We start from the raw sequence: 24489 nt of genomic DNA, 5'->3' as shown, positions 1-24489 counted from the left end.
GAAGACGAAATCGGATTAGGTTCGTGTAACTGAGATTGGAACTATAATACTCATCAATATGAAGGTATTTCCTCTTTGCTGCCTTAAAGTCATGATGGTAAACTGCTTAAAGTTCCTAAATTGACGGATGGCAGCGAGGAGGAGACATATGAATGTTCTCAGGCAATTGCACGTCTACTACCGGGAGAAGAACCATCTATTGATTCTCTCGATATTATGTCTTGCAGCCGCAACGGCATTGGGTCTGGTGTACCCCAATTTGCTAAGAAAGCTGATTGACGATGTTATTGCACCCCGGAATTATAGTGAGGCTCCATATCTTGCTTTAACAGCGCTTTCAGTCATTATTGTAAAGGCTTTCATGCAGTTTTTAAGCGGGTTCTTTGGTGGACGATTAGGGAATTACTTGGCTTATCGACTTCGCAATGCCTGTTATGAGAAGCTGCAGTTTCTATCGTTCCGCTATTATGATACCGCGAAGACAGGAGACCTCATGTCCAGATTGACCGGGGACCTGGAAGCCATTCGCCTCTTTATCGGATTCGGGTTTGCCCAGCTGCTCAACCTCTTCTTCATGGTGAGCTTCGGTGCTGTCATGATGATGTCAATGAACTGGGAGCTAACGGTATTGACTCTGATTACCATGCCTTTTCTGGTTCTCGTTGCATGGAAGTTTGAGTCCAAGATTCATCCGGCTTTTCAGGAAATGAGGCTTGCCTTAAGCTCTCTCACTACCTCCGTACAGGAGAATATTACAGGAGTTAGAACGGTTAAATCTTTTGCCAGAGAGCCATATGAAGTTGAGAAATTCTCGGAGCGCAACGAAAGATACAAATCGAATCAAATTTTCGCTGCCCTGCTGTGGAGCAGATATTTCCCTGTGATGGAACTACTCGCTTCGGTTAGTGTTGCCATTCTGCTTGGGGTAGGGGGTACACTGGTTATACATAAATCCCTTTCGCTAGGGGAATTGGTTGCTTTCTTTGGCCTGATCTGGTTCATTATCGGACCGCTCTGGGGACTCGGATTCCATATCAATAACTATACTCAGTCCAAGGCTTCCGGAGAACGCGTACTGGAAATTCTGAACCAGCCAATTGATGTGCAGGATGATGAGCATGCCCTCATGCTGCCGGGTGAGCAGGTGAAGGGACATATTGTATTTGATCATGTAACCTTTGCCTACGGTAACAAAATGCCAGCAGTGACTGATATTAATTTCGAAGCTAAGCCGGGGGCTGTCATTGGTTTCCTTGGCGGAACCGGTTCTGGCAAATCAACGATTATCCAGCTTTTGATGCGTGCCTATGATATCGATGAGGGTAGTATCACACTGGATGGAACTGATATCAGAAAGATCAAGGTTAGGCAGCTGCGGGAACAGATCTCAACCGTATTTCAAGAGACCTTCTTGTTCTCCTCCTCAATTCGGAATAATATCGCTTACGGCATCCAGGATGTCTCAATGGACGAGATTATTCGCGCTGCCCAGCTCGCCAAAGCTCATGATTTCATTATGGAGCTGCCTGAAGGATATGATACGGTGGTTGGTGAACGTGGAATGGGATTGTCGGGAGGACAGAAGCAGCGGATCGCCATTGCCCGGGCGCTGCTGAAGAATCCCAAGATTCTTATTCTGGATGATGCCACGAGTGCTGTGGATATGGAGACTGAGCACGAAATTCAGACCGGATTCCAGGAGGTCATGAGAGGAAGAACGACGTTTATTATCGCTCACCGGATCTCTTCTCTGAGACATGCTGACTTGATCCTTGTTATGGATCAGGGAAGGGTCGTCCAGCAGGGACGACATAATGAGCTCATTCATACCTCAGGCCCCTATCAGGATGTGTTCCGGATACAGTATGCGGATTACCTTTCCAGAATATCGGATAAGGAAGATGAGGTGAACCGGGCATGAGTACACAGACCGAATTAGCAGGCAAGCAGGAGCCGGGGCTCAAGAAGAAGCAGGGGCTGAGTGACAGATTCGTATATAAGGACGATGATGCGATTGACAAGGCGTTTGACTGGAGGCAGTTCCGCAGGTTGTTCTCTTATATGCGACCATATGCCAAGCAGCTGCTCCCGTTAATTATTCTTATGATGATTCTTGGGACAATTACGAAGCTGACAGTGCCTTATCTAACGAGCTTGGCCATCGACAAAGCGATTGTGAAGGAAGGCAGTCTGAAGCTCCTGTATCTCATTACAGCATCCGTAATTCTACTGTATCTGATTCAATGGGCTGCCAGTGCTTACCGGATTAAATTCACAAATATTATTGGTCAAAAGGTCATTTATGATCTTAGATCAGACCTGTTTCGTCATATTCAGAAGCTGTCCTTCAACTTCTATGACAAACGCCCGGCCGGGTCGGTACTTGTCCGGGTCACCAATGACGTCAATTCCCTGCAGGACCTGTTCACCAATGGGGTCGTGAATTTGATGATTGATTGTGTGCAGCTAGTGGGGATCGTGATTATTCTGTTAATGGTGAACTGGAAGCTTGGCCTTGCCGTTATGATCACGGTACCGATTATGTTCTTCATCTCTACCAAGCTGCGTCAGACGATCCGAATTGCCTGGCAGGTGGTGCGGACCAAGAACTCCCGGATCAACTCTCACCTGAATGAGTCCATCCAAGGAATACGCGTGACTCAGGCCTACACCCAGGAGCAGGAGAACATGAATTATTTCGACGTCATGAACAAGGATAGCAAGAAGTCTTGGGATAAAGCTTCAGCAATGAACCAGATGTTTGGTCCGCTTATTGAAATTACGGGCGGGATCGGAAGCTTCATTCTCTTTTGGCTGGGCGCTTACCTTATTCAATCAGGTGAGATCACCATTGGTCTGCTTGTAGCTTTCAGTAACTATGTAGGGAACTTCTGGGACCCGATTAACCGGCTCGGTCAGATGTATAACCAGCTGCTGGTAGCGATGGCTTCATCAGAGAGAATCTTTGAATTTATTGATGAACAGCCTTCGGTTACAGATAAGCCGGGTGCCAAGCCGATCCCGACCATTAACGGAAATATTCAGTTCGATCATGTCGTTTTTGAGTATGAGAAAGGCCGTGCCGCTCTGAAAGGTATCAATCTGCAGGTTCAGGCCGGGCAGTCCGTAGCGCTTGTAGGACATACCGGATCAGGGAAGAGTACCATTATTAACCTGGTTAGCCGATTTTATGATATTACGCAGGGCCGGATAACCATAGATGGTGTTGATATCCGCGATGTCACGCTTCAGAGTCTTCGAAGCCAGATCGGGATCGTGCTTCAAGATACGTTTATTTTCTCCGGTACAATTCGGGACAATATCCGTTTTGGTCGTCTTGATGCCACAGATGAAGAGGTTGAAGCTGCGGCTAAGGCTGTAGACGCCCATGATTTTATTACCCAGATGCCCGGAGGTTATGAGACTGAAGTTGAGGAACGGGGAAGCGCTCTTTCTATGGGACAGCGTCAGCTGCTTTCTTTTGCGAGAGCGCTGCTCGCCAACCCGCGTATTCTCATTCTGGATGAAGCCACGGCAAGTATTGATACAGAGACGGAGCTGAAAATTCAGGAAGCTTTGAAAGTCCTACTTCAAGGACGCTCCTCTTTCATTGTCGCCCACCGGTTGTCAACGATCAGACACGCAGATCATATTGTGGTTCTTGACCATGGTGAGATCAAGGAAGAAGGGAACCATGACCAGCTTATGAAGCATCAGGGAATTTACAGTGGCTTAATAGAAGCACAATTCAGATTTTTGTAACTAAATGTCGGAAAAGATTGGATTTTTAGCGGAGCACTCTTGCATTATGGACGAGAAACCCGGAAAATAGATAAGAAGAAACTACTTATCTTAATGGATGAATTTAGGCTATTTTTACACTGGCTTAACTTATCCATATAAACTAGGGGGATTTCAGACGAATGTGGGGTGCTCCTTTTTCTGATCATGCCAGAACTATGCTGCTGCTTGGCAGTGGAGAGCTAGGGAAAGAAGTCATTATTGAAGCTCAGAGATTAGGTGTAAGGACCATTGCAGTGGACCGATATGAACATGCACCGGCGATGCAGGTCGCTCATGAGTCTCATGTTATCGACATGCTTGATGCTGAAGCACTAAAGAGCCTGATTCATCAGTTGAAGCCAGACATCATTGTGCCTGAGATTGAAGCCATTGCTACCTCGGCACTGCTTGAGCTTGAAGAGGAAGGATACCACGTGGTTCCAACCGCTCGCGCGGCTCGTCTTACGATGGATCGTGAAGGAATTCGGCGGCTTGCAGCCGAGGAACTCGGCATTCCCACAGCGGATTACCGCTTTGCGGATAGTCTGGACAGCCTGAAAGAAGCCGTCAAGGAATTAGGCACACCTTGTGTGGTTAAACCTCTGATGAGCTCTTCCGGTAAAGGACAGACGGTATGCCGGACCCTGGAAGATGCTGAAGCCAGCTGGAATGCTGCTCTTGAAGGGGCTCGTGCGAAGGGCGCGGCGGTTATTGTCGAATCTTTTGTTCGGTTTGACAGTGAAATTACGCTGCTTACGGTTCGTAGTGTCTCGGGGACGATCTTCTGCCCTCCGATTGGACATATTCAAAAGGATGGCGATTATATTGAGTCCTGGCAGCCTCATTTCATAAGTGAGCAGGCACTTCAGGAAGCCCAGAACATTGCCCGTACTATTACGGATGCGCTTGGCGGATATGGCTTGTTCGGGGTGGAGCTGTTCGTCACGGAGCAGGGCATTCTGTTCAGTGAGGTATCTCCCCGCCCGCATGATACCGGGATGGTAACTATGGTTACCCAGGACCTTTCCGAATTTGCTCTGCATGTTAGAGCTATTCTCGGCTTTCCGGTACCTTCGGTACATGTGCTGACTCCGGGAGCTTCAGCAACACTGAAGGCCGACCGAGAGGGACAATCTTTTACCATTGGCGGAGTTCATGAAGCACTTGAAATTCCTCGTACACAGATCAGAATTTTCGGTAAGCCGCTCAGTAAGCCGGGGCGTCGGATGGCTGTAGCGCTCAGTGCAGAAGAAGATGTAGAGACCGCACGCATCCATGCCAAAAAAGCGGCAAGTCTATTAAAGGTGGAATGGGCTGAATGAGTAATCAGGTATGTGCTCCGGCACTCTTAATCCGTAAATGTTCACGTGAAGATGCGAAGGAGATTACGGCTCTAATGAGACAGCTTCGTTATCCCACAACGGTAAGTGTAATGGAAGAAAGACTTGCAGCTTGCGAGAATCATCCGCATTTTCGTAACTTTGTAGCAGAACTTGATGGTGAAGTAGTGGGTACCGTAAGCCTTAGACAGCTGCAGACTCATGATATGGAGCAGCCGGTTACTCGTATTACCGCACTTGTAGTAGATGAGAATCACAGAGGCAAGGGCATTGGCAAGAGACTGATTCATGAGGTTGAATCCTGGGGGAAGCGTAAGGGCAGCCAGGAGCTGTTCCTGTCCACAGGGGATGAAGAGCGTATTGATGCCAAGCCGTTCTATGAACGAATGGGCTTTGAATGCTCAGGATACCGTCTTTATAAAACATTGGAATAGACACCTTTATCATACTCATCCCTAAGGGATGATTTTTTTTGCCCATTTAGGCGATTTTGTCTGAGATTCTTATGCCATGACTTAACAAAAAAACCGCCTGCTTCATTGAGAAGCAGACGGTACTGAATCCAATTATTCTTTAATTGTGAATGAATCTATAATATCCTTGAGCACCGTATCCTTTGACTTCTCATAATCTTCTTTGGTGGCCGAGAAGCTGACCACGTAAGTATTCTTCTTGGCAGGTATGATCAGCTGAGACAGGATAATATCAGCCTTTGTTTGAGTGCTTGTGTAGCTGGAAGTGGAGATCCCTGCTTTGAAGCCGGAGTGATCCATGTCTTTATAATCAATTTGCTTGTAATTGGCCATTCCATTTTCTTCGCCCTTCTCTTCCAGCATCTTGGTTGAGCTATCCGCTATGTCCTTAGCAGAATAGGTAGTGTCTGCATTCATCGTTACATTGATATTTGTTGCAAAATTCCCGGTAGGTTTAGGATCATAGAAGGCCACTTTAACCATAGGATTATTTAACTGCTTCGAATCATATGTACTCCAGCTTTTTGGATAGGAGACATTGAACTGCTCATTCTCGTAAGTTTTGAAATCTGCGGGAATTTCTTTCTTGTCAGCTGAGGCTTGGGAATCGTCTGTAGATTTTGCAGCTGAATCCTTTGAATTGTCAGCCGGCTCAGCAGGAGCAGGTGTTGTCGTTGTTGCAGACGTAGCTGGTGTCTTTGCCGTGTCGTCCTTCTTCTCCGTCGAACTGTTGTTACCGCAGGCTGATAATAAGCCCATTAGAATTACTGCCGTCATCCATTTCTTCAACATGGTGTTCTCCTTTGTCCTCTTAACAATGAGTTAATTATTTGGGAAGCAATAAGCGTAAATTCAGCTAAATAGACCCATGCGTCCACTATCCATATTTAACCAAAGTTGGTCTATTGTCAAACATTTCGACAGAATAATTCCATGGTTTCTTAACCCAAAACCTTCATTTTCAAATGATAAATTCGTTGAGGGATTGAGGGTAAACGGTTACAATGGTTGTGCATCTCTCTGTTAAACTGGCGGGATGTTGATAGGTTTAGTGCAGAGGTTCACACCATATAGAAGGATGGTTATCATGTACAAGTTAGTTTTAGTCGATGACGAATCAGATGTAAGGGAAGGCTTACTGACCGAAATCGATTGGGAAGCTTTAGGTTTCCATGTAGCAGATACGGCCGAGAATGGCCGCGAAGCTGCCGAGATGATTGAAAGGCATCAGCCGGATATCGTAGTAACGGACATTCAGATGCCATTTATGAACGGCCTTCAACTATCCGAGTGGATCAGGGAGAATTATCCTGCCACTAAAATTATTATTTTAACCGGGTACGAGGAATTTGAGTATGCCCAGAAAGCGATCCGTCTACAGATCGATGAATATGTCCTGAAGCCGTTCTCCTCCCAGGAGTTAATTGAAATTCTCCTTAAGGTTAAACGTAACATTGATGAAGAAGTTGCCCAGAAGGAGAACGTACATCTCTTGACGGAGCATTACCGGCGGAACCTTCCGGTGCTGCAGAGTATTTTCCTATCGTCACTCGTCACCCGCAGACTTCCCCAGAATGAGATTCATGATAAAGTACAGTCTTATTCGCTTAATTTGGAGGGAAGCCGCTATATGGTGTCGATCATTAGGCTGGATCCAAAGGTAAAGGAAGGGAAGATGCCGGCCTTAACTTTGGAGAAGGAGGGTACTCTTTCACTTAAAGAGACCTTTGACCATGATCTTGAGCTGTTCGCCGTGCTGAATATAACGTCGGAAATCGCCGGGAAGTATGATAGCGGTCATACTTTTATCCACCATGATGAAGTTGTCGTTCTAAGTATTAGCACAGAAAGTGAAGCGGAATCCGTAAGCCAGCAGTCACTAAGAATGCTGGAAGAAATACGCTACAGTATAGAGCGATATTTGAAGCAGACTGTTACGATTGGCGCCGGAAGCGTTCAGAACAGTCTTCAAAATCTGCATATGTCCTATAAAGATGCGGTGCAGGCATTTGATTACCGGTTACTGTATGGAGGGAATAAGGTGATCTGGATTGAGGATATGGAGAGCCGATCCTCGGAGCCATTCACCTTCAGCGATTTTAACGAGCAGGAGCTTGTCAGGTGCCTGAAGGTTGGCACAGAAGAAGAAATTAACATACTGATGGACCAGCTGTTCAACCGGATCACAGATACGGGACTATCTAATCAGGGATTTCAAATCTATTTGCTGGAAATGCTTACGGCTGCTGTAAAAGTAGCTAAGGAAATTCATGTCGATCTGGACCGTCTGTTCGGGAACGGGGCAACGGGTCTTGGAGAAATAACAAAGTTCTCGCATGCCATGGAGGCCAAGGTCTGGTTCAAGGATTTATGCTTGAAGCTTCGGAATTCGATTGCCTCGGACCGGGAATCCAGCTATAACCGACTTGTAGAAGATGCTAAGGAATACATCCGCCAGCACTACCGGGAAAGCGAGATTTCGATCAACAAGGTGTGTGAGCACCTGCATATCAGTACCGGTTACTTTAGCGCCATCTTCAAGAAAGAAGTCAAGATGACTTTTGTGAACTATCTTCTTGGGATTAGAATGGAGGCCGCCCAGGAACTGCTTCGGAATACGGAATTAAAAGCATTTGAGATTGCGGAACAAGTAGGCTTTGCTGATCCCAATTACTTCAGCTTCTGTTTTCGCAAGAAGTTTGGCATCTCACCCAAAGAATACCGGAGCGGAGCCAAGGCACAATGAGATTTTGGCGAACATTATTTCAGCCGCTCGGCCGGTTTCATTATAAGAAGATTCAGGTCATGATTACCTTATCGTTCATGTTCATCACCATTATTACGGTGCTCCTTGTGAGCGTGATGCTGTATAATAAATTCTCCAAATCATCGGAAGAGAACACCTTCCTGAACATGGGGCAGATCATTGATCAGGTGAACTTGAATTTGGAATTTTACGTCTCGGGGATGAAGGATATCTTTGAAGTGGTAGAGGAGAGTATCGGTAACTCTTCACAGTTGACTGGGAATCAGCTGGAGAGCCGATTAAATACCATACTTAATACTCGTGAAGATTTGGTCTCCATAGCTTTGTTCACGAAGAGCGGCGAGCTGGTACTCAACACTCCCAGTATCGGCATGCGTCCCAATTCAAGATTGCCCAGACAGGGATGGTTCGAAGCAGCCCAGGAGCACCCAGGCCTTCTTCAATTCTCCGCACCGCATATTCAGAATGTATTCAAATCCCCTTATCGCTGGGTTGTCAGTATGAGTAAAGAGATTAGCTACCTAGATCACCGGATCAAGAAGAAGGGTATCCTTGCGGTTGATATTAATTTTCGGACTATTGATGAACTGAGTAAGCGGGTAAGTCTCGGCAAGAAGGGATATGTATACATCATTGATGGCCTTGGAAACATTGTCTACCATCCGCAGCAGCAGCTTATCTATGCCGGACTTAAGTACGAGAATCTGGAGCCTGTGCTGAATTATTCTTTCGGCAGCTATATGGATGACTCCACTGGCGAAGAACGGATTATTACGATAAAGACGGTACAGCCCACAGGCTGGAAAGTTGTAGGTGTGACCTATGCGGATGAAATCATGACCACCAAGAAGGACATTAATGCCTTTATGCTCTGGTTTTTGCTCGTGATGCTGGGGATTGTTCTGATCGTCTCTGTATTTGTGTCTTATCGTATTGCCAAGCCTCTCCGGAATCTGGAGAGATCAGTGAAAAAGGTGGAAGATGGTGACTTCGCCACCATAATTGATGTAAGCGGCGCTTATGAGGTGGAGCAGCTCTCCAAGAGGTTCAATCTCATGATCCGCAGAATACGGGAACTTATGGATCAGATAATCTTGGAGCAGGAAGCGAAGCGTAAAGGAGAGCTGGAGGTTCTTCAGGCCCAGATTAACCCTCATTTTCTATACAACACATTAAATTCCGTCACGCGAATGGCCGAAATGGGACGGAAGGAAGAGGTAGTTACGACGATTACTTCGTTATCCAAGTTCTTCCGGATCAGTCTTAGCAAAGGGAACAATATTATCTCGGTACAGGATGAACTGGAGCATGTGCGTAATTACCTGATTATCCAGAAGATTCGTTTCAAGAATAAGTTCCAGTATGAGATTGAGGCCCAGGACGAAGCCCTGAATTGTATGACGCTAAAGCTTATTCTCCAACCATTAGTCGAGAACGCGATTCATCATGGTATTGAAATGATGGTGGATGAAGGTTTTATCGGGATTTACTCCTGGATCGAGGATGAGTGTCTATTCATTCGGGTGACCGACAATGGTGTCGGTATGTCCGAAGAAGTGCTTAGAGGAGTACTAACAGGACGGTCCAGACAAGAGAGCGGATCCGGGGTTGGAGTAAGAAATGTGCATGAACGCATCTCGCTTTACTATGGAACGCCGTACGGGCTGACTTTTGAAAGTGAGCTGGAAGAGGGAACAACGGTGACTGTCCGGCTTCCTATAATCTCAAAACCGGAAATCCACGGTAATGGAGGACAGCCATGAAGATCAAGAAGCTCATTCTTCGGCTTAGCGTAATGATAATCCTATTCATCTCTGCCGGGTTTTGTTCCTCGTCGATAGACCTTAGAGCGGAGGAGGAGTCGGTGACCCTGGTGAGTATGATTGTCAAAATGGATCACGGTGACTACTGGAAGACAATTAAGATGGGAGCCGAAGTGGCTGCCAAGGAATATAACGTAAAGTTGGATTTCATGGCGCCAGCTAACGAAAATGACTATAAAGGACAGATCGCTCTGATGGAGCAGTCCATCCATAATGGAACAGATGCGATAATTTTGTCTGCCAGTGACTATATGGCATTGGCACAAGTGACGGATCAAGCTTCCTATTATGGTATACCGGTGTTGTCCATGGATGCAGAAGTTGCCTCAGCGAAAGTGAAGTCCTATATCGGGGCCAACAATTACGAGGCCGGTCAGAAGGCGGCGGAGCGTCTTGTTGAACTTACCGGTACCGAAGGCGAAATCGGCATCATCAATTTCGTAAAAGGAGCTCGTAATGCGGATCAAAGGGAAGAAGGCTTTATGGATTATATTGCCCGTTTCCCGGATTTAAAGATCGCAGATATTGAGTATTGCGGGTCTGATGAGCGTTTGGCGGATACACTGACGAGGACCATGATTCACGAATTCCCCAACATTAAGGGGATTGTAGCTCTAAATGCGGAAGCCTCGATTGGTGCAGGGAAGGCGATTGACGAGCTGGGATACGGTGGCAAGACCAAGCTTATTACTTTTGACAATCCACCTGAAATGATGGAAAAGCTGCAAGAAGGAACGGTTCAGGCCATGGTTGTGCAGAATCCATATAGCAATGGGTATCTGGCTGTGTCCTCTGCAGTACAATTGGCTGAAGGTAATAGTATTCCGGAGCGCTTCGATACAGGAACGAAGCTCATCGATCTGGATAATATGCTCTGGCCGGATAATCAGAAGCTTTTGTTTCCTTTTATCAAATAGTCGATCTGCATGCATAGTGTAATAATCAGCCTGTCTATGGGTAAATTACGTATAACCTACGAGATTTACTAAGACTTGGAGTGATTCGAAATGGATGGAAAAAGTCTGTTGAAGACAGGTACGATCGATAAAGAAGACGTAACCGGGGACCTAACATGTGTAAGGACGCTTATCGCGAATGTATGCTTTGTAGGCAGGCCCTCTCAGAGAGATTGGGTGCTGATAGACACTGGCCTGGAACCGACGGTAAATGCTCTGGAGAAGGAAGCGGAGGAACGGTATGGGTGTCCGCCCCAAGCTATCATTCTTACGCATGGGCACTTTGATCATGTTGGAGGGGTGATTACTTTATCGGAGCGTTGGCAGGTGCCTGTCTACGCACACCCGCTCGAGCTGCCTTTCCTGACAGGAAACCAGGATTACCCGCCGGCTGATCCAAGTGTTGGTGGCGGATTGATGGCAGGGATTTCACCGATATATCCACATAAGGCCATTAATCTTGAGCATAGGGTGCATTCGCTTCCCGGTGATGGAAGTGTTCCTAATCTTCCGGAATGGCGCTGGATTCATACACCAGGACATAGCCCGGGGCATATTTCTCTGTACAGGGACTCAGACGGAACTTTGATTGCGGGGGATGCTTTTATTACGGTGAAACAAGAATCTGCCTTATCGGTCATTTCCCAAGAGATGGAGCTTCATGGTCCTCCCGCGTATTTCACTACGAATTGGGAACAGGCGAAAGAGTCTGTGCAGAAGCTGGCCGCGCTGAAACCTCAAAGGGCCATTACCGGACATGGACGACCGGTGTCAGGAGAGGAACTGACTATAGGGCTTAATCATTTAGCAGAGAATTTTGATAAGCTTGCACTGCCTAAGCATGGCAGGTATGTACAGGAACACAACTCGTGATAAGACACGAATGAAGATAAAGCGTCTCTTCTATAAAAGAAGAGGCGCTTTATTATGCTCATTTAAGCAGATTAGTGAGAATTTTTATATAAACACATCAGAATTTTAGATTCGCAGAGGTTCAAGAATCAGGCATAATGAAAACGTAACCAAGTGGTACACAAGACCCACACGAAAGACCTAAATAAAGAAGAGGTAAATCATTTTAGACTATGGGAGGTCAACAGAAATATGAAGAAATTAAGCATGGTAGTACTGGCAACATCGGTTTTGGGAGCGGCATTGGCGGGTTGCTCAAGTTCAGGAAGCGGCGGTTCTTCCACTGAGCCGAGCGTAGGCGTAGCGATCTACAAGTTCGACGATACGTTCATGACTGGGGTTCGTAACTCCATCGAGAAGAATGGTAAAGGGATTGCGAAAGTAGAGATCGTAGACAGCCAGAACTCCCAACCGACACAGAATGATAAGGTTGACTTGTTCTTGACCAAGAACACCAAAGCTCTTGTCATCAATCCGGTTGACCGTACTGCAGCTGGTGTCATCATTGATAAAGCCAAAGCGAAAGACACTCCAGTTGTCTTCTTGAACCGTGAACCACTTCCTGAGGATATGAAGAAATGGGATAAAGTGTATTACGTCGGAGCCAAAGCAGAAGAATCCGGAACCCTAGAGGGCGGATTGGTTGTAGATTACTGGAAAGCTCATCCGGAAGCGGATAAGAATAAAGACGGCGTGCTTCAATATGTCATGCTGAAAGGTGAACAAGGTCACCAGGATGCAGAGCTTCGTACGAAGTACTCGATTCAGGCTGTAGAAGAAGCAGGCATCAAGGTTGAGAAATTGGCTGAAGACAATGCGAACTGGGATCGCGTAAAAGGTCAAGAGAAAATGGCTGCATTCCTGGCTTCACATGGCGACAAGATCGAAGCGGTATTTGCGAACAACGATGATATGGCACTTGGAGCTATCGAAGCTTTGAAAGCTGGAGGATACTTCACAGGCGGCAAATACATCCCTGTTGTAGGCGTTGACGCCACTGCACCAGCGCTTCAAGCTCTTTCAGACGGAACTATGCTGGGTACCGTTCTAAATGATGCGAATAACCAAGGTAAAGCGGCAGTAACACTGGCGTCCCTGCTTGGCCAAGGCAAAGAAATTACGAAGGAAAGCGTTGGCTTTGATGTAACCGACAAGCAATATGTATGGATTCCTTACAAGAAAATCACTAAAGACAACATGAAAGACGCTCAATAAGTGAATTAAAGCTTCTCGGCATCAGGCATAAGTAAAGGGAGGCTTTCTGCAGAATTGCAGGGAGCCTTCCGAATTTTATTAATCGCAAAGTATAAATAAAACGGATAGGAAATGCGGTAGTAAGGAGGCGAAATGCAAATGGCTGAACAAGATTATTACCTGGAGATGAGAAGCATCTCCAAAGAATTCCCCGGCGTTAAAGCTCTAGATCAAGTAACCCTTCAGGTTAGGCCCGGAACGGTGCATGCGCTTATGGGTGAGAACGGGGCAGGGAAATCTACCCTGATGAAATGTCTGTTCGGTATTTATAAGCCGGACGGTGGAGAAATTTATCTGAATGGCAAAAAAACCGAAATTCTGAGTTCAAGTGATGCTTTAGCCAACGGGATATCAATGATCCATCAGGAGCTGCATCCAATCCCATTCCGGGATGTTATGGAGAATATTTGGCTTGGACGATTCCCGATGAAGGGAATAGGGCCATTCAAATTCGTGGATCACAGCAAGATGTATCGTGATACAGAAGATTTATTCAAACAGCTGGATATTGATTTGAAGCCGGATACCTTGGTGGGTAAATTGTCTGTGTCAAAGATCCAGTCCATCGAAATTGCGAAAGCGGTATCTTTTAACTCTCGAATTATCGTGATGGATGAACCAACCTCGTCGCTCACTGGTGTGGAAGTTGAACATTTATTCCGTATTATCCGTGATCTGAAAGCCAAAGGCGTCGCCATCATTTATATATCTCACAAAATGGAAGAAATTCTTCGCATCTCGGACGACGTTACCATCATGCGTGACGGGAAAAAGATTGGCACTTGGCCTGCGGCTGAGATGACAACTGACCTGATCATTTCGAAGATGGTCGGACGCGATCTGACTCATCGTTTCCCTGAACGCGACAATGTGCCGGGCGATGTAATTTTGCAAGCGCATGATTTAACTTCACCTGTAGACAAATCGTTCAAAAATGTCTCTTTCGAGCTTAGAAAAGGAGAGATTCTCGGTATTGGTGGTCTGGTTGGTGCTCAGCGGACCGAGCTGATCGAAGCTTTATTCGGCCTGCGGGAGCTGTCAGCGGGAAGTATCTCGATTCACGGGAAGAAAGTCAAAATTAAATCGCCGAAAGATGCGATGAAATATGGTCTGGCTCTATTGACCGAAGAGCGCCGGACTACCGGGATATTCCCCGTATTGTCCGTGCATGAGAACGGGGCTATTGCCAATCTGGACCGGTATATGACGCCATATCTGCTGCTCAACGAGAAGAAGAAGCAGACAGAGACCAATAAAATGATTGAGAAGCTGCGTACCAAAACACCAAATACGAAAGCACTCATTATGAATTTATCCGGGGGGAACCAGCAGAAGGTTCTGCTTGCAAGATGGCTGTTAACCGAGCCTGAGATTCTCCTGCTGGATGAGCCAACCCGGGGGATTGACGTCGGAGCCAAATTCGAGATTTACTCCATCATTGCCGACTTGGCACGTCAAGGAAAGAGCATCATTATGATCTCCTCAGAGATGCCTGAGCTGCTGGGGATGTCGGATCGCATCATGGTTATGTCTGAAGGGAAAATGACAGGAATATTAGATGGAGAAACGGCCAGTGAAGAGACAATTATGCGTCTGGCTGCCCAGCATTAGAGGCGGGAGAGGGAGGAAACAGAAACATGAGTACTAGAAGAATACAAGAGATGATTACTCATAATGCCATTTATATCGTATTGGTGGTATTGATTATCGGGATCGCGATTTATGACCCATCCTTTATCGGGATTAACGCACTGCGTGATGTATTGAATCAGTCAGCTACACGGACTATTATTGCGTTGGGTGTTGCCTTCATCCTGATTACAGGAGGAACGGATCTTTCAGCAGGACGTATGGTGGGCTTAACCGCCGTTATCTCAGCTTCCATGCTGCAGATACAGGATTATCCGAGAAGATTCTTCCCGGGTCTTGCAGATCTGCCGGTTATCGTTCCAGTTCTGCTTGCCATTGCAGTTGGATTCCTGTTCGGTATGATCAATGGTCTGATTGTTGCTAAGTTAAGGGTTCCGCCATTTATCGCAACTTTGGGTACGATGGTTATCATTTACGGTGTGAACTCGCTGTACTTCGATATGGATCCGAACCACTCACAGCCTATTGGTGGATTAAGACCTGACTTCACCAAGTGGTGGGGTTCCGGAAGTATCGGTTCGGGCCAGTATTCCATTCCTTATATCGTAATCATTGCAATCATTGTAGCTATTATCGTATGGGTTATCTTTAACAAGACGCGTCTTGGTAAAAATATGTATGCCATTGGCGGTAACGAACAAGCTGCTAAAGTATCGGGTATTAATGTATCCCGTAACCTGATCTGGATCTATTCCATCGCTGGCGCTCTATATGGTCTCGCTGGTGTAATGGAAGCAGCAAGAACTGGCGGAGCAACTAATAACTACGGTAACATGTACGAGCTTGATGCCATCGCAGCCTGTGTGGTCGGCGGTGTGTCAACAACGGGTGGTATTGGTACCGTGCCGGGTGTATTGACCGGGGTGCTTATCTTCACAGTTATCAACTATGGTCTTACGTTCATCGGGGTCAGCCCGAACTGGCAGCTCATCATTAAAGGTATGATCATCATTGCTGCCGTAGCTTTCGATATGCGTAAATATGCCAACAAAAAATAACTAAATGAATAGCAAGAAACCAGCCGCGGCAGAAATGTCGCGGTTATACCACTTTTTGGTAATGCAAGGTCATTCTATCCATGTTAAAATGTAACATAGGAGTTACTCTGACAGGTTAATTTAGTAAATAGGGGGTAATTATCCTCATGTTCCGCTTAGAAAGGGGAGAGTGATATGGACAAGCTACGCGTTAGACCATGGGCATCACGTATGATCTGTACAACTCTGGCCGCCCTGCTGGTTGGTACATTCTATTTGGGTATGAATGCCGAAGCTGCTGCTGCCCCTTTGTCGAAGGCTGGAGTGATCTCCAAGCAGGTACAACTAGCAGCGATGTACGCCAAGATTCAGGCCGATCGGGCAGCCAAGGTGGTTGAACTCGTCAACAAGGAGCGGACAAACGCGGGGCTAGCTAGTCTTGTTGTTCATGACAAGTTGAGAGGCCTGGCAAAGGATAAGGCGATTGACCTGTATAAGCACAACTACTTCAGCCATACTTCACCTACTTATGGTTCTCCATTTGATATGATGGACGCTTATAACATTACGTTCCGCTATGCAGGCGAGAACATTGCCAAAGGGCAGCGTACTCCCGAAGAAGTGGTTAAGGACTGGATGAACAGTCCAGGTCACCGCGCAAATATTCTGAACCCGCATTATAAGATGATCGGTGTCGGTTACTTTAATGGACTTTGGGTCCAAGAGTTTATCGGTAAATAAAATCAGGCTTAGCACTGCTTATCCATTCCAAATAAGCAGTGCTTTTTATTAGAATGAATTAACAGTAACAACAGAAGAAGCAGCGGAACATGTCCGCTGCTTCTTGCTTCCAAATCATATGGGTTATGCAGGGGTCGAACCTGCGACCTGCCGATTAAGAGTCGGCTGCTCTACCAGCTAAGCTAATAACCCATAAATGTACTAGGTAAAAGTAATTATACTCCTAGTTTACAAAAATGTCCAGAATGCTCTTCCATGAATTTGCAAATTGTAAAAAGGTGATTTATGTTAATTACATAAGTCTAAACAAAGATAAAAGTGGCTACGAAACATCGAATTTACTCAGCGGGAGGGTCATTATGAATTCTTCGTCCTGGTTATGGCGAACTATAGGTATTTCCTCAGTTCTGGCAACGCTGCTGCTGCTTGCCGGATTTTTGTATGCGGTTAAAGATGTAATCGCTCCGGCGAGCGGGAATCCGTGGGTAAGCACACCTGACGGAAGCTTGTCGAACGCAGCACCCACAACGAGTGCCAAAGAATATAACATTGTATCGCTCGGAGACTCTTTGGCAAAGGGAACCGGAGATGATACAGGTCAGGGATTTGTGCGCAGAGCGGTTACCGAGCTCCAGAAGGTTCAGAAGCTTCCGGTTAAGCTGGTGAACAATCTGGGAGTGAACGGGATGACCACGAAAGGACTTCTGCCTACGCTGAATGAAGAGGGTGTGCAGTATGTTCTCAGGAACGCCAACGTGATTCTTCTGTCGATTGGAGGAAATGACCTTTTCCAGGGGGCCCAGAATGTTCAAACCGGTAAAGCACTTCCAACTTACAAGGAATTATCCTCAGAAGTAGAGAAGGCTTCACTAAGATTAAAACAAATTGTCGATAAAATACATGAGATCAATCCTGCAGCCCAGCTGGTGTATGTGGGTCTCTACAATCCTTTTAACGACTTGAAGGAAATGAGGATACCTGGGAACCAAGCGGTTGCGGAGTGGAATCTGAGGGCTTCTGAAATTCTGAATACATATGAGAATGGCAGGGTTGTCTCGACCTTTGATATTTTTACGGGAAATACGAAGAAATACTTGGCGGATGACCATTTCCATCCCAATGATGAGGGATATCAATATATCGCGGAACGCATCGTACAGGGGCTGCGTTAATAGATCAGGTTAGGAGTGAGAAGAATTGATCCATCCAAGTGGAGAAGAACGCAGTAACCTAGCAACCGTACTATCCGTAGAGCATTTGCGGAAGAAGATCGGCAAGAAGTGGATTATCGACGATGTCACTTTTGACGTAAAAAGTGGAGAGATCTTTGGATTTCTTGGACCCAATGGAGCCGGCAAGACGACCACGATCCGCATGCTGGTGGACCTGATTAAGCCAACCGAGGGCAAGGTTCAGATCTGTGGGTATGACGTGAATCGGGATCCGGAACGTGCACTGGCTTTTGTAGGCTCAATCGTGGAGAATCCGGAGGTCTATCCCTACCTTACAGGTTGGGAGAATCTTCAGCATTTTGCCCGTATGCAGTCAGGGATTGATGAACAGCGGATTCAGGAGGTAGTGGACATAGTAAGACTGGACCAGCGAATTCACGATAAGGTGAAGACCTACTCGCTGGGGATGCGTCAGCGCCTGGGCATTGCCCAAGCTTTGCTGGGACGACCTAAGCTGCTTATTCTGGACGAGCCGACGAACGGACTTGATCCCAAGGGAATCAAGGAGCTCCGAGCCTTCATCAGGCGGCTGGCTGAAGAGGGCATGGCGGTGTTCGTATCGAGTCATCTCTTGAGTGAAATTCAGCTGCTCTGCGATCGTGTAGCGATTATAAGCCGGGGCAGAGTACTGGCTGTTGGCGGTGTGAATGAGCTGGTCTCCGGAAACGCCAACTATGTGATTTGGCAGCTGAGCCCAAGGCCGCGCGGTACCGAAATTCTGGTAGCACATGGGGCCAAGATCGTAGATGATCCCCATACCGTGCTGGATGATTCCATTGCTGCAGGTCTTAATGAGAATTCGGTGGTTACACAGTTCATTGGTGACTCCATATCCAATATTGTTCCAATTCTGGTCAATGCCGGGGTTGAGGTAAGGGATGTTCATAAGATAAATCCTACTCTGGAGCAATTGTTCCTAGAGATGACAGAAGGTGAATCGATTGAATAGCATACTGCCGTTAATTAAGAACGAGACGATTAAGATGATGAAGAAGAAAAGGTTCTATGTTGTCATCCTGGTTCTGATTGTGCTTGTACCGATCTTTGTATATGCCCAGATGAAGATTGCCGAGACTAATCGGGAGAAGTTCAACTCGGATTGGCGTCTGGCTGTTCGTCAGGCTATAACCGACAATCAGAATTCCCTTCAAAGCGCACGGGTACCCGAGGAATGGAAGAAATACAGAATTATTTATATCCAGCAGATGAAATATTATCTGGAACACGATGTGAATCCTCAGGAGCCGGGAGGCGTTGGATTTACTCGGCAGTTCATGGATAACGCGGCTACGCTGTTTATTCCGCTGCTTATTATGGCCATTGCGTCGGATATCGTATCATCCGAACGTTCTTCGGGTACGATCAAGATGCTGCTTACGAGGCCTGTGCGGCGATGGAAGGTGCTGCTGAGTAAGCTGATTGCCCTGCTTATGTTCGTCTCGTTGATTGTGGTCTCTGCATTTGTTATAAGTTATTTAATATCCGGGCTTGTATTTGGATATAAAGGATTTAATATTCCTGTATTCACAGGCTTTAAGCTGAATGGCTCGGACGTTGACCTGTCGGGCGTGCATGCCGTTCCGCAGTGGGCATATATTCTGATGCAGTGCGGGCTGATCTGGTTCATGAGCATTACCGTAGCCATGCTTGCATTCATGGTATCCGTTCTAGTCCGCAGCACGGCAGCAAGCATCGTGATCATGATGGCCGCACTGATCGCCGGAACGATCCTGACCAACATGGCGTCTGCCTGGACAAGTGCCAAATACCTGTTCATGGTGAATTTGGATTTAACCAATTATTTGGCCGGTACTCCGGCACCCATAGAAGGAATGACATTAGGATTTTCTTTGGCTGTTCTGGCCATTTGGGCGGCTGTTTCGCTCCTCATTTCATTCACTGTCTTTACGAAACAGGATATATTGAATTAAAATGGACAAGGATAACAAAACATCTGTTTGCATTTTGACGGGTTTTGTTAATACAGTGTAACTGTTGAAGACTCTCCCTTGGGGAAGGTTATCGGATGATAGCATTTTCCGGGGGTATAGCAGCTTCGGTTCATTGTATACATAAAGTGTAAATAAAGGAGGAGCATGAATGGTCGACCAGATCGATTTGTTTGCTGAGGGACCTATGGGCGGAAATGGCTCAGAGGGTTACGGAGCAGACGACATTCAAGTGCTCGAAGGGCTAGTCGCAGTTCGCAAGCGGCCAGGTATGTATATTGGGAGTACAAGCTCGTCGGGCCTACACCATCTCGTATGGGAAATCGTGGATAATGCAGTGGACGAGCATCTCGCCAAATTCTGTTCGCGAATTGATATTACTTTGCACAAGGACGGTTCTATTACCGTATTTGATAACGGCCGAGGTATCCCGACAGGGATGCATAAGACAGGAATTCCTACCCCTCAGGTCGTCTTCACTATTCTCCATGCCGGAGGGAAATTCGGCGGAGCCGGCTACAAGAAGTCCGGTGGACTACATGGTGTGGGTGCATCAGTAACTAATGCTTTGTCCGAGTGGCTGGAGGTCGAAATTTTCCGGGAAGGAAAAATTCACAAGCAGCGCTTTGAATATTGGGTGGACGCGAAGGGAATAGAACACGTAGGTGAACCTGTTACTGGTCTTGAAGTCTTGGGTAATACGAACCGAACCGGATCGAAGATTACATTCAAACCGGATATCCGAGTTTTTCAAGGTGGCATTGGACTGAATTATGATACACTCGCGGAACGTTTGCAGGAGATTGCTTTTCTGAATTCGGGCCTGAAAGTGGTTCTGAAGGATGAGCGGTCTGACCGTTCCGACGAGTTTTTTTATGAGGGCGGAGCAAGACAATTCGTACAGTTCCTGAATGAAGGCAAGGATGTCCTTCATGATGTTATTCATTTTCTGGGCGAGAAAGAGGATGTCGAGGTTGAAGTTGCGCTGCAGTACAATGCAGGGTACACCGAGACCCTGGCCTCCTTCGTAAACTCGATTCCCACACGTGGCGGAGGTACGCATGAGACCGGGTTCAAGACTGCTTACACGCGGGTTATGAACGATTATGCGCGCAAGAACGGAATGCTCAAGGAGAAGGATAAGAATCTTGAAGGTACGGACCTTCGCGAGGGCATGATGGCTGTCATCAGTGTGAAGATGTCCGATGTTGAATTTGTGGGCCAGACGAAGGATCAGCTGGGCAGTGCCTCTGCACGAAGTACGGTGGATTCCATTGTATCCGAAAGGATGCAGGTGTATTTGGAGGAGAATCCTCAAGTGGCACAGGTGCTGATTAAGAAGGCGGTACAGGCTTCCAGGGCACGGGAAGCGGCTCGTAAGGCACGTGATGAAATGCGTACGGGAAAGAAGAGAAGTGAAAGCTCCAATCTTGGTGGCAAGCTGACCCCCGCGCAGTCCAAGGACGTGACTCGCACAGAGCTGTTCATTGTAGAAGGTGACTCCGCCGGAGGCTCAGCCAAGCAGGGGCGTGATTCCAAGATTCAGGCTATTCTGCCGCTGAAAGGCAAGCCGATGAATCCGGAGAAAGCAAAGATTGCAGATATCCTGAAGAATGATGAATATCGTTATATCATTTCTGCTATTGGGGCAGGAATCGGAACTGAATTCGCAGTGGAAGACAGCAATTATTCCAAAATTATCATTATGACGGATGCCGATACGGATGGAGCACATATCCAGGTGCTTCTGCTAACGTTCTTTTACCGTTATATGAAGCCGTTAATTGATGCTGGTAGGGTCTATATAGCCCAGCCTCCGCTCTATAAGATCACGCGCCGATCAGGGAAGCTTGAGACAGCTAGATATGCCTGGACGGATGAACAGCTTCAGAATTATCTGAAGGAGTTCGGCAAGAATTTTGAGCTTCAGCGTTATAAAGGTCTGGGCGAAATGAATCCCGAGCAGTTATGGGAGACAACGATGAATCCGGAGACCCGCAATCTGCTGCAGGTCCAAATTGAGGATACTGCCAAGGCGGAACGGCGTGTGTCCACGCTGATGGGCGATAAAGTCGATCCTCGCAAGCGCTGGATTGTGGAGAATGTGGATTTCACAGAGTTTGAGGAATAGAAGGTGAATGAATGAGCTCGCTTGAGAATTTTTTGCCCGCTTATTTGGAAGAGGTTGTTGGAGACCGCTTCGGGCGGTATTCCAAATATATTATACAAGACCGCGCGATCCCCGATGTCCGGGACGGTCTAAAGCCGGTACAGCGGCGTATCCTTTATGCGATGTATGATTCCGTTAACACTCCGGATAAGCCATATCGTAAGTCGGCGAAGACCGTCGGTGACGTTATGGGTAACTACCACCCGCATGGAGACTCTTCAATCTATGAAGGAATGGTCCGCATGGCTCAGCCTTGGAAGATGGGCCATGTCCTGGTCGATGGTCACGGGAACTGGGGCTCTCAGGATGACGACCCGGCTGCAGCTATGCGTTATACAGAAGCAAGGCTGTCTCCGATTGCAATGGAGCTGCTGCGAGATATAGAGAAGCGTACGGTTCTGTTCAAAGATAATTTTGATAACACGACCAAGGAGCCGGTGGTTCTGCCCTCACGTTATCCAAACCTGCTGGTTAATGGAGTGAGCGGCATTTCGTCCGGCTTCGCTACAGAGATTCCTACTCATAACCTGCGCGAAATTATTGACGCCTGTGTTGCACTCATGGAGAAGCCGCAGATTGAGCTGGACGAGATTATGTCTTATGTTAAAGGCCCTGATTTCCCTACCGGGGGCATCATTATGGGCGAGAACGGCATCCGGGATGCTTATGAGACAGGAAAAGGCAAGATCTATATCCGGGCCAAAACGGAGATTGAGTCCCTTCGTGGCGGCAAGCAGCAGATTGTGATCACCGAGATTCCTTACCAGATTGTCAAATCTCGTCTGGTTACTTCCATGGAGAATATCCGGCTTGAGAAGAAGGTTGAAGGCATTGCCGAGGTTCGTGATGAGAGCGGCCGCGGCGGGCTCCGTATTGTTGTTGAATTGAAGAAGGAAGCGGACGCCCAAGGGATATTGGCTTATTTGTTCAAGAAGACCGATCTTCAAGTGACTTATAACTTTAATATGGTTGCTATTGTGAACAAAACACCGAAGCAGCTTGGAATCAAAGCTATGCTGGAAGCCTATATCGCGCATCAGCGTGAAGTGGTGACTTTCCGTACGAAATACGAGCTTGAGAAAGCTGAAGACCGTGCACACGTGTTGGAAGGTCTGGTTAAGGCTCTTAACATTCTGGATGAAGTAATCGCCGCGATCAAGGCTTCCAAGAATCGGCAGGATGCGCAGAACAACCTTCAGTGGATGTTCGGATTTACGGAGCGCCAGGCTGATGCGATTCTGACCCTGCAGCTGTATCGTCTGACGAACCTCGAGATTACCTCCCTGCAGAAGGATCTAGATGATCTTCAGAAGAAGATTAACTCTTTGAGAGCGATCCTGGAGAGCGATAAGAAGCTGACGAACGTGATCAAGAAGGAACTTCTTGAAATCCGTGAGAAATACGGAATTGACCGCCGCTCCGAAATTCAGGGCGAGGTAGAGGAGCTTAAAGTTAATCTGGAAGTTCTGGTTACCCAGGAGGATGTGCTTGTTACCTTGTCAGGTGAAGGGTACATCAAACGGACCAGCATGCTCTCCTTCACGCGTTCCGGTGGTGAGCGGGAAGCTTCCGGTGTGAAGGAAGGGGATTACATCAAGCATATTCTTGATGTGAATACTTTGGAGAACCTGCTGATTTTCACTCAGCGGGGACAATACTTCCTGCTGCCCGTTCATCAGGTACCAGAGTTCAAATGGAAAGATAACGGCACAGCGATCGTCAACGTGATTCCACTTACGAAGGAAGATCGGATTGTGAGTGTGATTCCAATCAAGAACTTTGAGGATGATGCTAGCCTTGTCTTCGTAACCAAGCGGGGACAGGTGAAACGAACAGAGTTAAAAGAATACCAATCCAAGCGCTCTGGAGCTATTGCCGCTGCGAAGCTGGGTGCTGAAGACACAGTCATCTCGGTTACGCTGAGCCGCAATATGCAGGATGTTTTCCTGATTAGTAAGCTGGGTATGGCAATCCGATTCAAAGAGCAAGAGGTTAGTTCCATGGGCAGAGTCTCCGGAGGAGTTCGGGGTATACAGCTTCGTGAAGATGATGAAGTTGCTGCTGCCTTGTGGGTTGAAGGGGAAGAAGGGGAAGTCCTCGTAATATCAGACCTTGGTTTTGCGAAAAGATCTCTGCTGCTGGATTACCCTACCCAAACACGTGGTGGTAAGGGGATTCAGTCCTTTGAGTTCAAGGAAGGCAAGCGTGTGAAGCCAAATGGCAGCCGGATTGCCGGTGCCTATTTCTGCAGAGAACCACTGCAGATTACTGCAGTGATCAAAGAAGGCCGTACCTTTACATTTAACTCTGAACAGGCTCCGATCATGGACCGCAAATCGATTGGTAAAGCCATGAGCCCAATGGATAAGAACGATGAAATCGTTGATCTGCTAGTTAGCAAATCATAGATTAGACAAGCCCTTCCTGCCGTATTACGGCTGGGAGGGCTTTTTATGTGCGGA

The 24489-nt window shown here is 47.0% G+C and carries 18 protein-coding genes and 1 tRNA gene; 17 read left to right on the top strand and 2 right to left on the bottom strand.

Annotated elements, in window-relative coordinates; genetic code table 11:
- Positions 1 to 148 precede the first annotated feature (148 nt).
- The 4 genes from EJP77_RS03215 (at position 149) to EJP77_RS03200 (ending at position 5557) form a co-directional block, all read left to right on the top strand.
- Positions 149 to 1921, top strand: coding sequence for an ABC transporter ATP-binding protein (locus EJP77_RS03215; RefSeq protein ID WP_127197717.1), 1773 nt, complete (start codon positions 149 to 151; stop codon positions 1919 to 1921).
- Positions 1918 to 3762, top strand: a complete 1845-nt coding sequence (locus tag EJP77_RS03210) for an ABC transporter ATP-binding protein (protein WP_127197716.1) — start codon at positions 1918 to 1920, stop codon at positions 3760 to 3762. Before EJP77_RS03215 ends, EJP77_RS03210 begins: the two co-directional genes overlap by 4 nt.
- Before the next feature lie 161 nt (positions 3763 to 3923).
- Positions 3924 to 5105 carry a formate-dependent phosphoribosylglycinamide formyltransferase gene (gene purT / locus EJP77_RS03205; protein WP_127197715.1) on the top strand — a complete coding sequence of 394 codons (1182 nt, stop codon included), beginning with the start codon at positions 3924 to 3926 and terminating at the stop codon, positions 5103 to 5105.
- Positions 5102 to 5557, top strand: coding sequence for a GNAT family N-acetyltransferase (locus tag EJP77_RS03200; RefSeq protein ID WP_127197714.1), 456 nt, complete (start codon positions 5102 to 5104; stop codon positions 5555 to 5557). Before purT ends, EJP77_RS03200 begins: the two co-directional genes overlap by 4 nt.
- Before the next feature lie 132 nt (positions 5558 to 5689).
- Here the strand turns inward: EJP77_RS03200 and EJP77_RS20565 are convergent, their stop codons facing one another.
- The gene (locus EJP77_RS20565) at positions 5690 to 6388 is read right to left on the bottom strand and encodes an LpqN/LpqT family lipoprotein (protein ID WP_185897131.1); all 699 of its coding nucleotides are present in this window, start codon (positions 6386 to 6388) and stop codon (positions 5690 to 5692) included.
- Between the two features lie 295 nt (positions 6389 to 6683).
- Between EJP77_RS20565 and EJP77_RS03190 the strand changes: the two genes are divergently transcribed.
- The 8 genes from EJP77_RS03190 to EJP77_RS03155 all read left to right on the top strand — a co-directional run bounded on the left by EJP77_RS03190 (position 6684) and on the right by EJP77_RS03155 (position 16676).
- Entirely contained in the window at positions 6684 to 8342 is a 1659-nt protein-coding gene (locus tag EJP77_RS03190) for a response regulator (RefSeq protein ID WP_127197713.1), read from the top strand.
- Positions 8339 to 10126 (top strand): cache domain-containing sensor histidine kinase, encoded by a 1788-nt coding sequence (locus EJP77_RS03185; RefSeq protein WP_127197712.1) that lies wholly within the window; start codon positions 8339 to 8341, stop codon positions 10124 to 10126. The genes EJP77_RS03190 and EJP77_RS03185 overlap by 4 nt, the downstream gene beginning before the upstream one ends.
- Positions 10123 to 11103: a substrate-binding domain-containing protein gene (locus EJP77_RS03180; protein WP_127197711.1), complete on the top strand. Its 981-nt coding sequence runs from the start codon at positions 10123 to 10125 to the stop codon at positions 11101 to 11103. Before EJP77_RS03185 ends, EJP77_RS03180 begins: the two co-directional genes overlap by 4 nt.
- A 90-nt stretch (positions 11104 to 11193) precedes the next feature.
- Positions 11194 to 12015 (top strand): MBL fold metallo-hydrolase, encoded by an 822-nt coding sequence (locus tag EJP77_RS03175; protein WP_127197710.1) that lies wholly within the window; start codon positions 11194 to 11196, stop codon positions 12013 to 12015.
- A 231-nt stretch (positions 12016 to 12246) separates the two neighbouring features.
- The gene (locus EJP77_RS03170) at positions 12247 to 13269 is read left to right on the top strand and encodes a galactose ABC transporter substrate-binding protein (protein ID WP_127197709.1); all 1023 of its coding nucleotides are present in this window, start codon (positions 12247 to 12249) and stop codon (positions 13267 to 13269) included.
- A 138-nt stretch (positions 13270 to 13407) separates the two neighbouring features.
- A complete protein-coding gene (locus tag EJP77_RS03165) occupies positions 13408 to 14919 on the top strand; it encodes a sugar ABC transporter ATP-binding protein (RefSeq protein ID WP_127197708.1) in 1512 nt (503 codons plus the stop codon).
- A gap of 26 nt (positions 14920 to 14945) precedes the next feature.
- A complete protein-coding gene (gene mglC / locus EJP77_RS03160) occupies positions 14946 to 15956 on the top strand; it encodes a galactose/methyl galactoside ABC transporter permease MglC (RefSeq protein WP_127197707.1) in 1011 nt (336 codons plus the stop codon).
- A 174-nt stretch (positions 15957 to 16130) separates the two neighbouring features.
- The gene (locus tag EJP77_RS03155) at positions 16131 to 16676 is read left to right on the top strand and encodes a CAP domain-containing protein (protein ID WP_127197706.1); all 546 of its coding nucleotides are present in this window, start codon (positions 16131 to 16133) and stop codon (positions 16674 to 16676) included.
- Positions 16677 to 16795: 119 nt separating this feature from the next.
- Here the strand turns inward: EJP77_RS03155 and EJP77_RS03150 are convergent.
- Positions 16796 to 16868: transfer RNA gene (locus EJP77_RS03150), tRNA-Lys, on the bottom strand.
- A gap of 167 nt (positions 16869 to 17035) precedes the next feature.
- Here EJP77_RS03150 and EJP77_RS03145 point away from each other — a divergent pair.
- From EJP77_RS03145 to gyrA, 5 genes are all read left to right on the top strand, one after another.
- On the top strand, positions 17036 to 17848 hold the full coding sequence (locus EJP77_RS03145; protein ID WP_127197705.1) for a GDSL-type esterase/lipase family protein: 813 nt from the start codon (positions 17036 to 17038) through the stop codon (positions 17846 to 17848).
- A 25-nt stretch (positions 17849 to 17873) separates the two neighbouring features.
- On the top strand, positions 17874 to 18857 hold the full coding sequence (locus tag EJP77_RS03140) for an ABC transporter ATP-binding protein (RefSeq protein WP_185897129.1): 984 nt from the start codon (positions 17874 to 17876) through the stop codon (positions 18855 to 18857).
- On the top strand, positions 18850 to 19839 hold the full coding sequence (locus EJP77_RS03135; RefSeq protein ID WP_127197704.1) for an ABC transporter permease: 990 nt from the start codon (positions 18850 to 18852) through the stop codon (positions 19837 to 19839). Before EJP77_RS03140 ends, EJP77_RS03135 begins: the two co-directional genes overlap by 8 nt.
- A gap of 169 nt (positions 19840 to 20008) precedes the next feature.
- A complete protein-coding gene (parE, locus tag EJP77_RS03130) occupies positions 20009 to 21988 on the top strand; it encodes a DNA topoisomerase IV subunit B (protein WP_127197703.1) in 1980 nt (659 codons plus the stop codon).
- Positions 21989 to 21999: 11 nt separating this feature from the next.
- The gene (gene gyrA, locus EJP77_RS03125; protein ID WP_127197702.1) at positions 22000 to 24435 is read left to right on the top strand and encodes a DNA gyrase subunit A; all 2436 of its coding nucleotides are present in this window, start codon (positions 22000 to 22002) and stop codon (positions 24433 to 24435) included.
- The last annotated feature ends 54 nt before the right edge of the window (positions 24436 to 24489 follow it).

The sequence above is a fragment of the Paenibacillus zeisoli genome, assembly GCF_003994465.1.
Taxonomy (GTDB): domain Bacteria; phylum Bacillota; class Bacilli; order Paenibacillales; family Paenibacillaceae; genus Fontibacillus; species Fontibacillus zeisoli.
The sequence above is the reverse complement of the archived record's forward strand: the minus strand, read 5'-3'. Positions and strand labels throughout refer to the sequence as shown.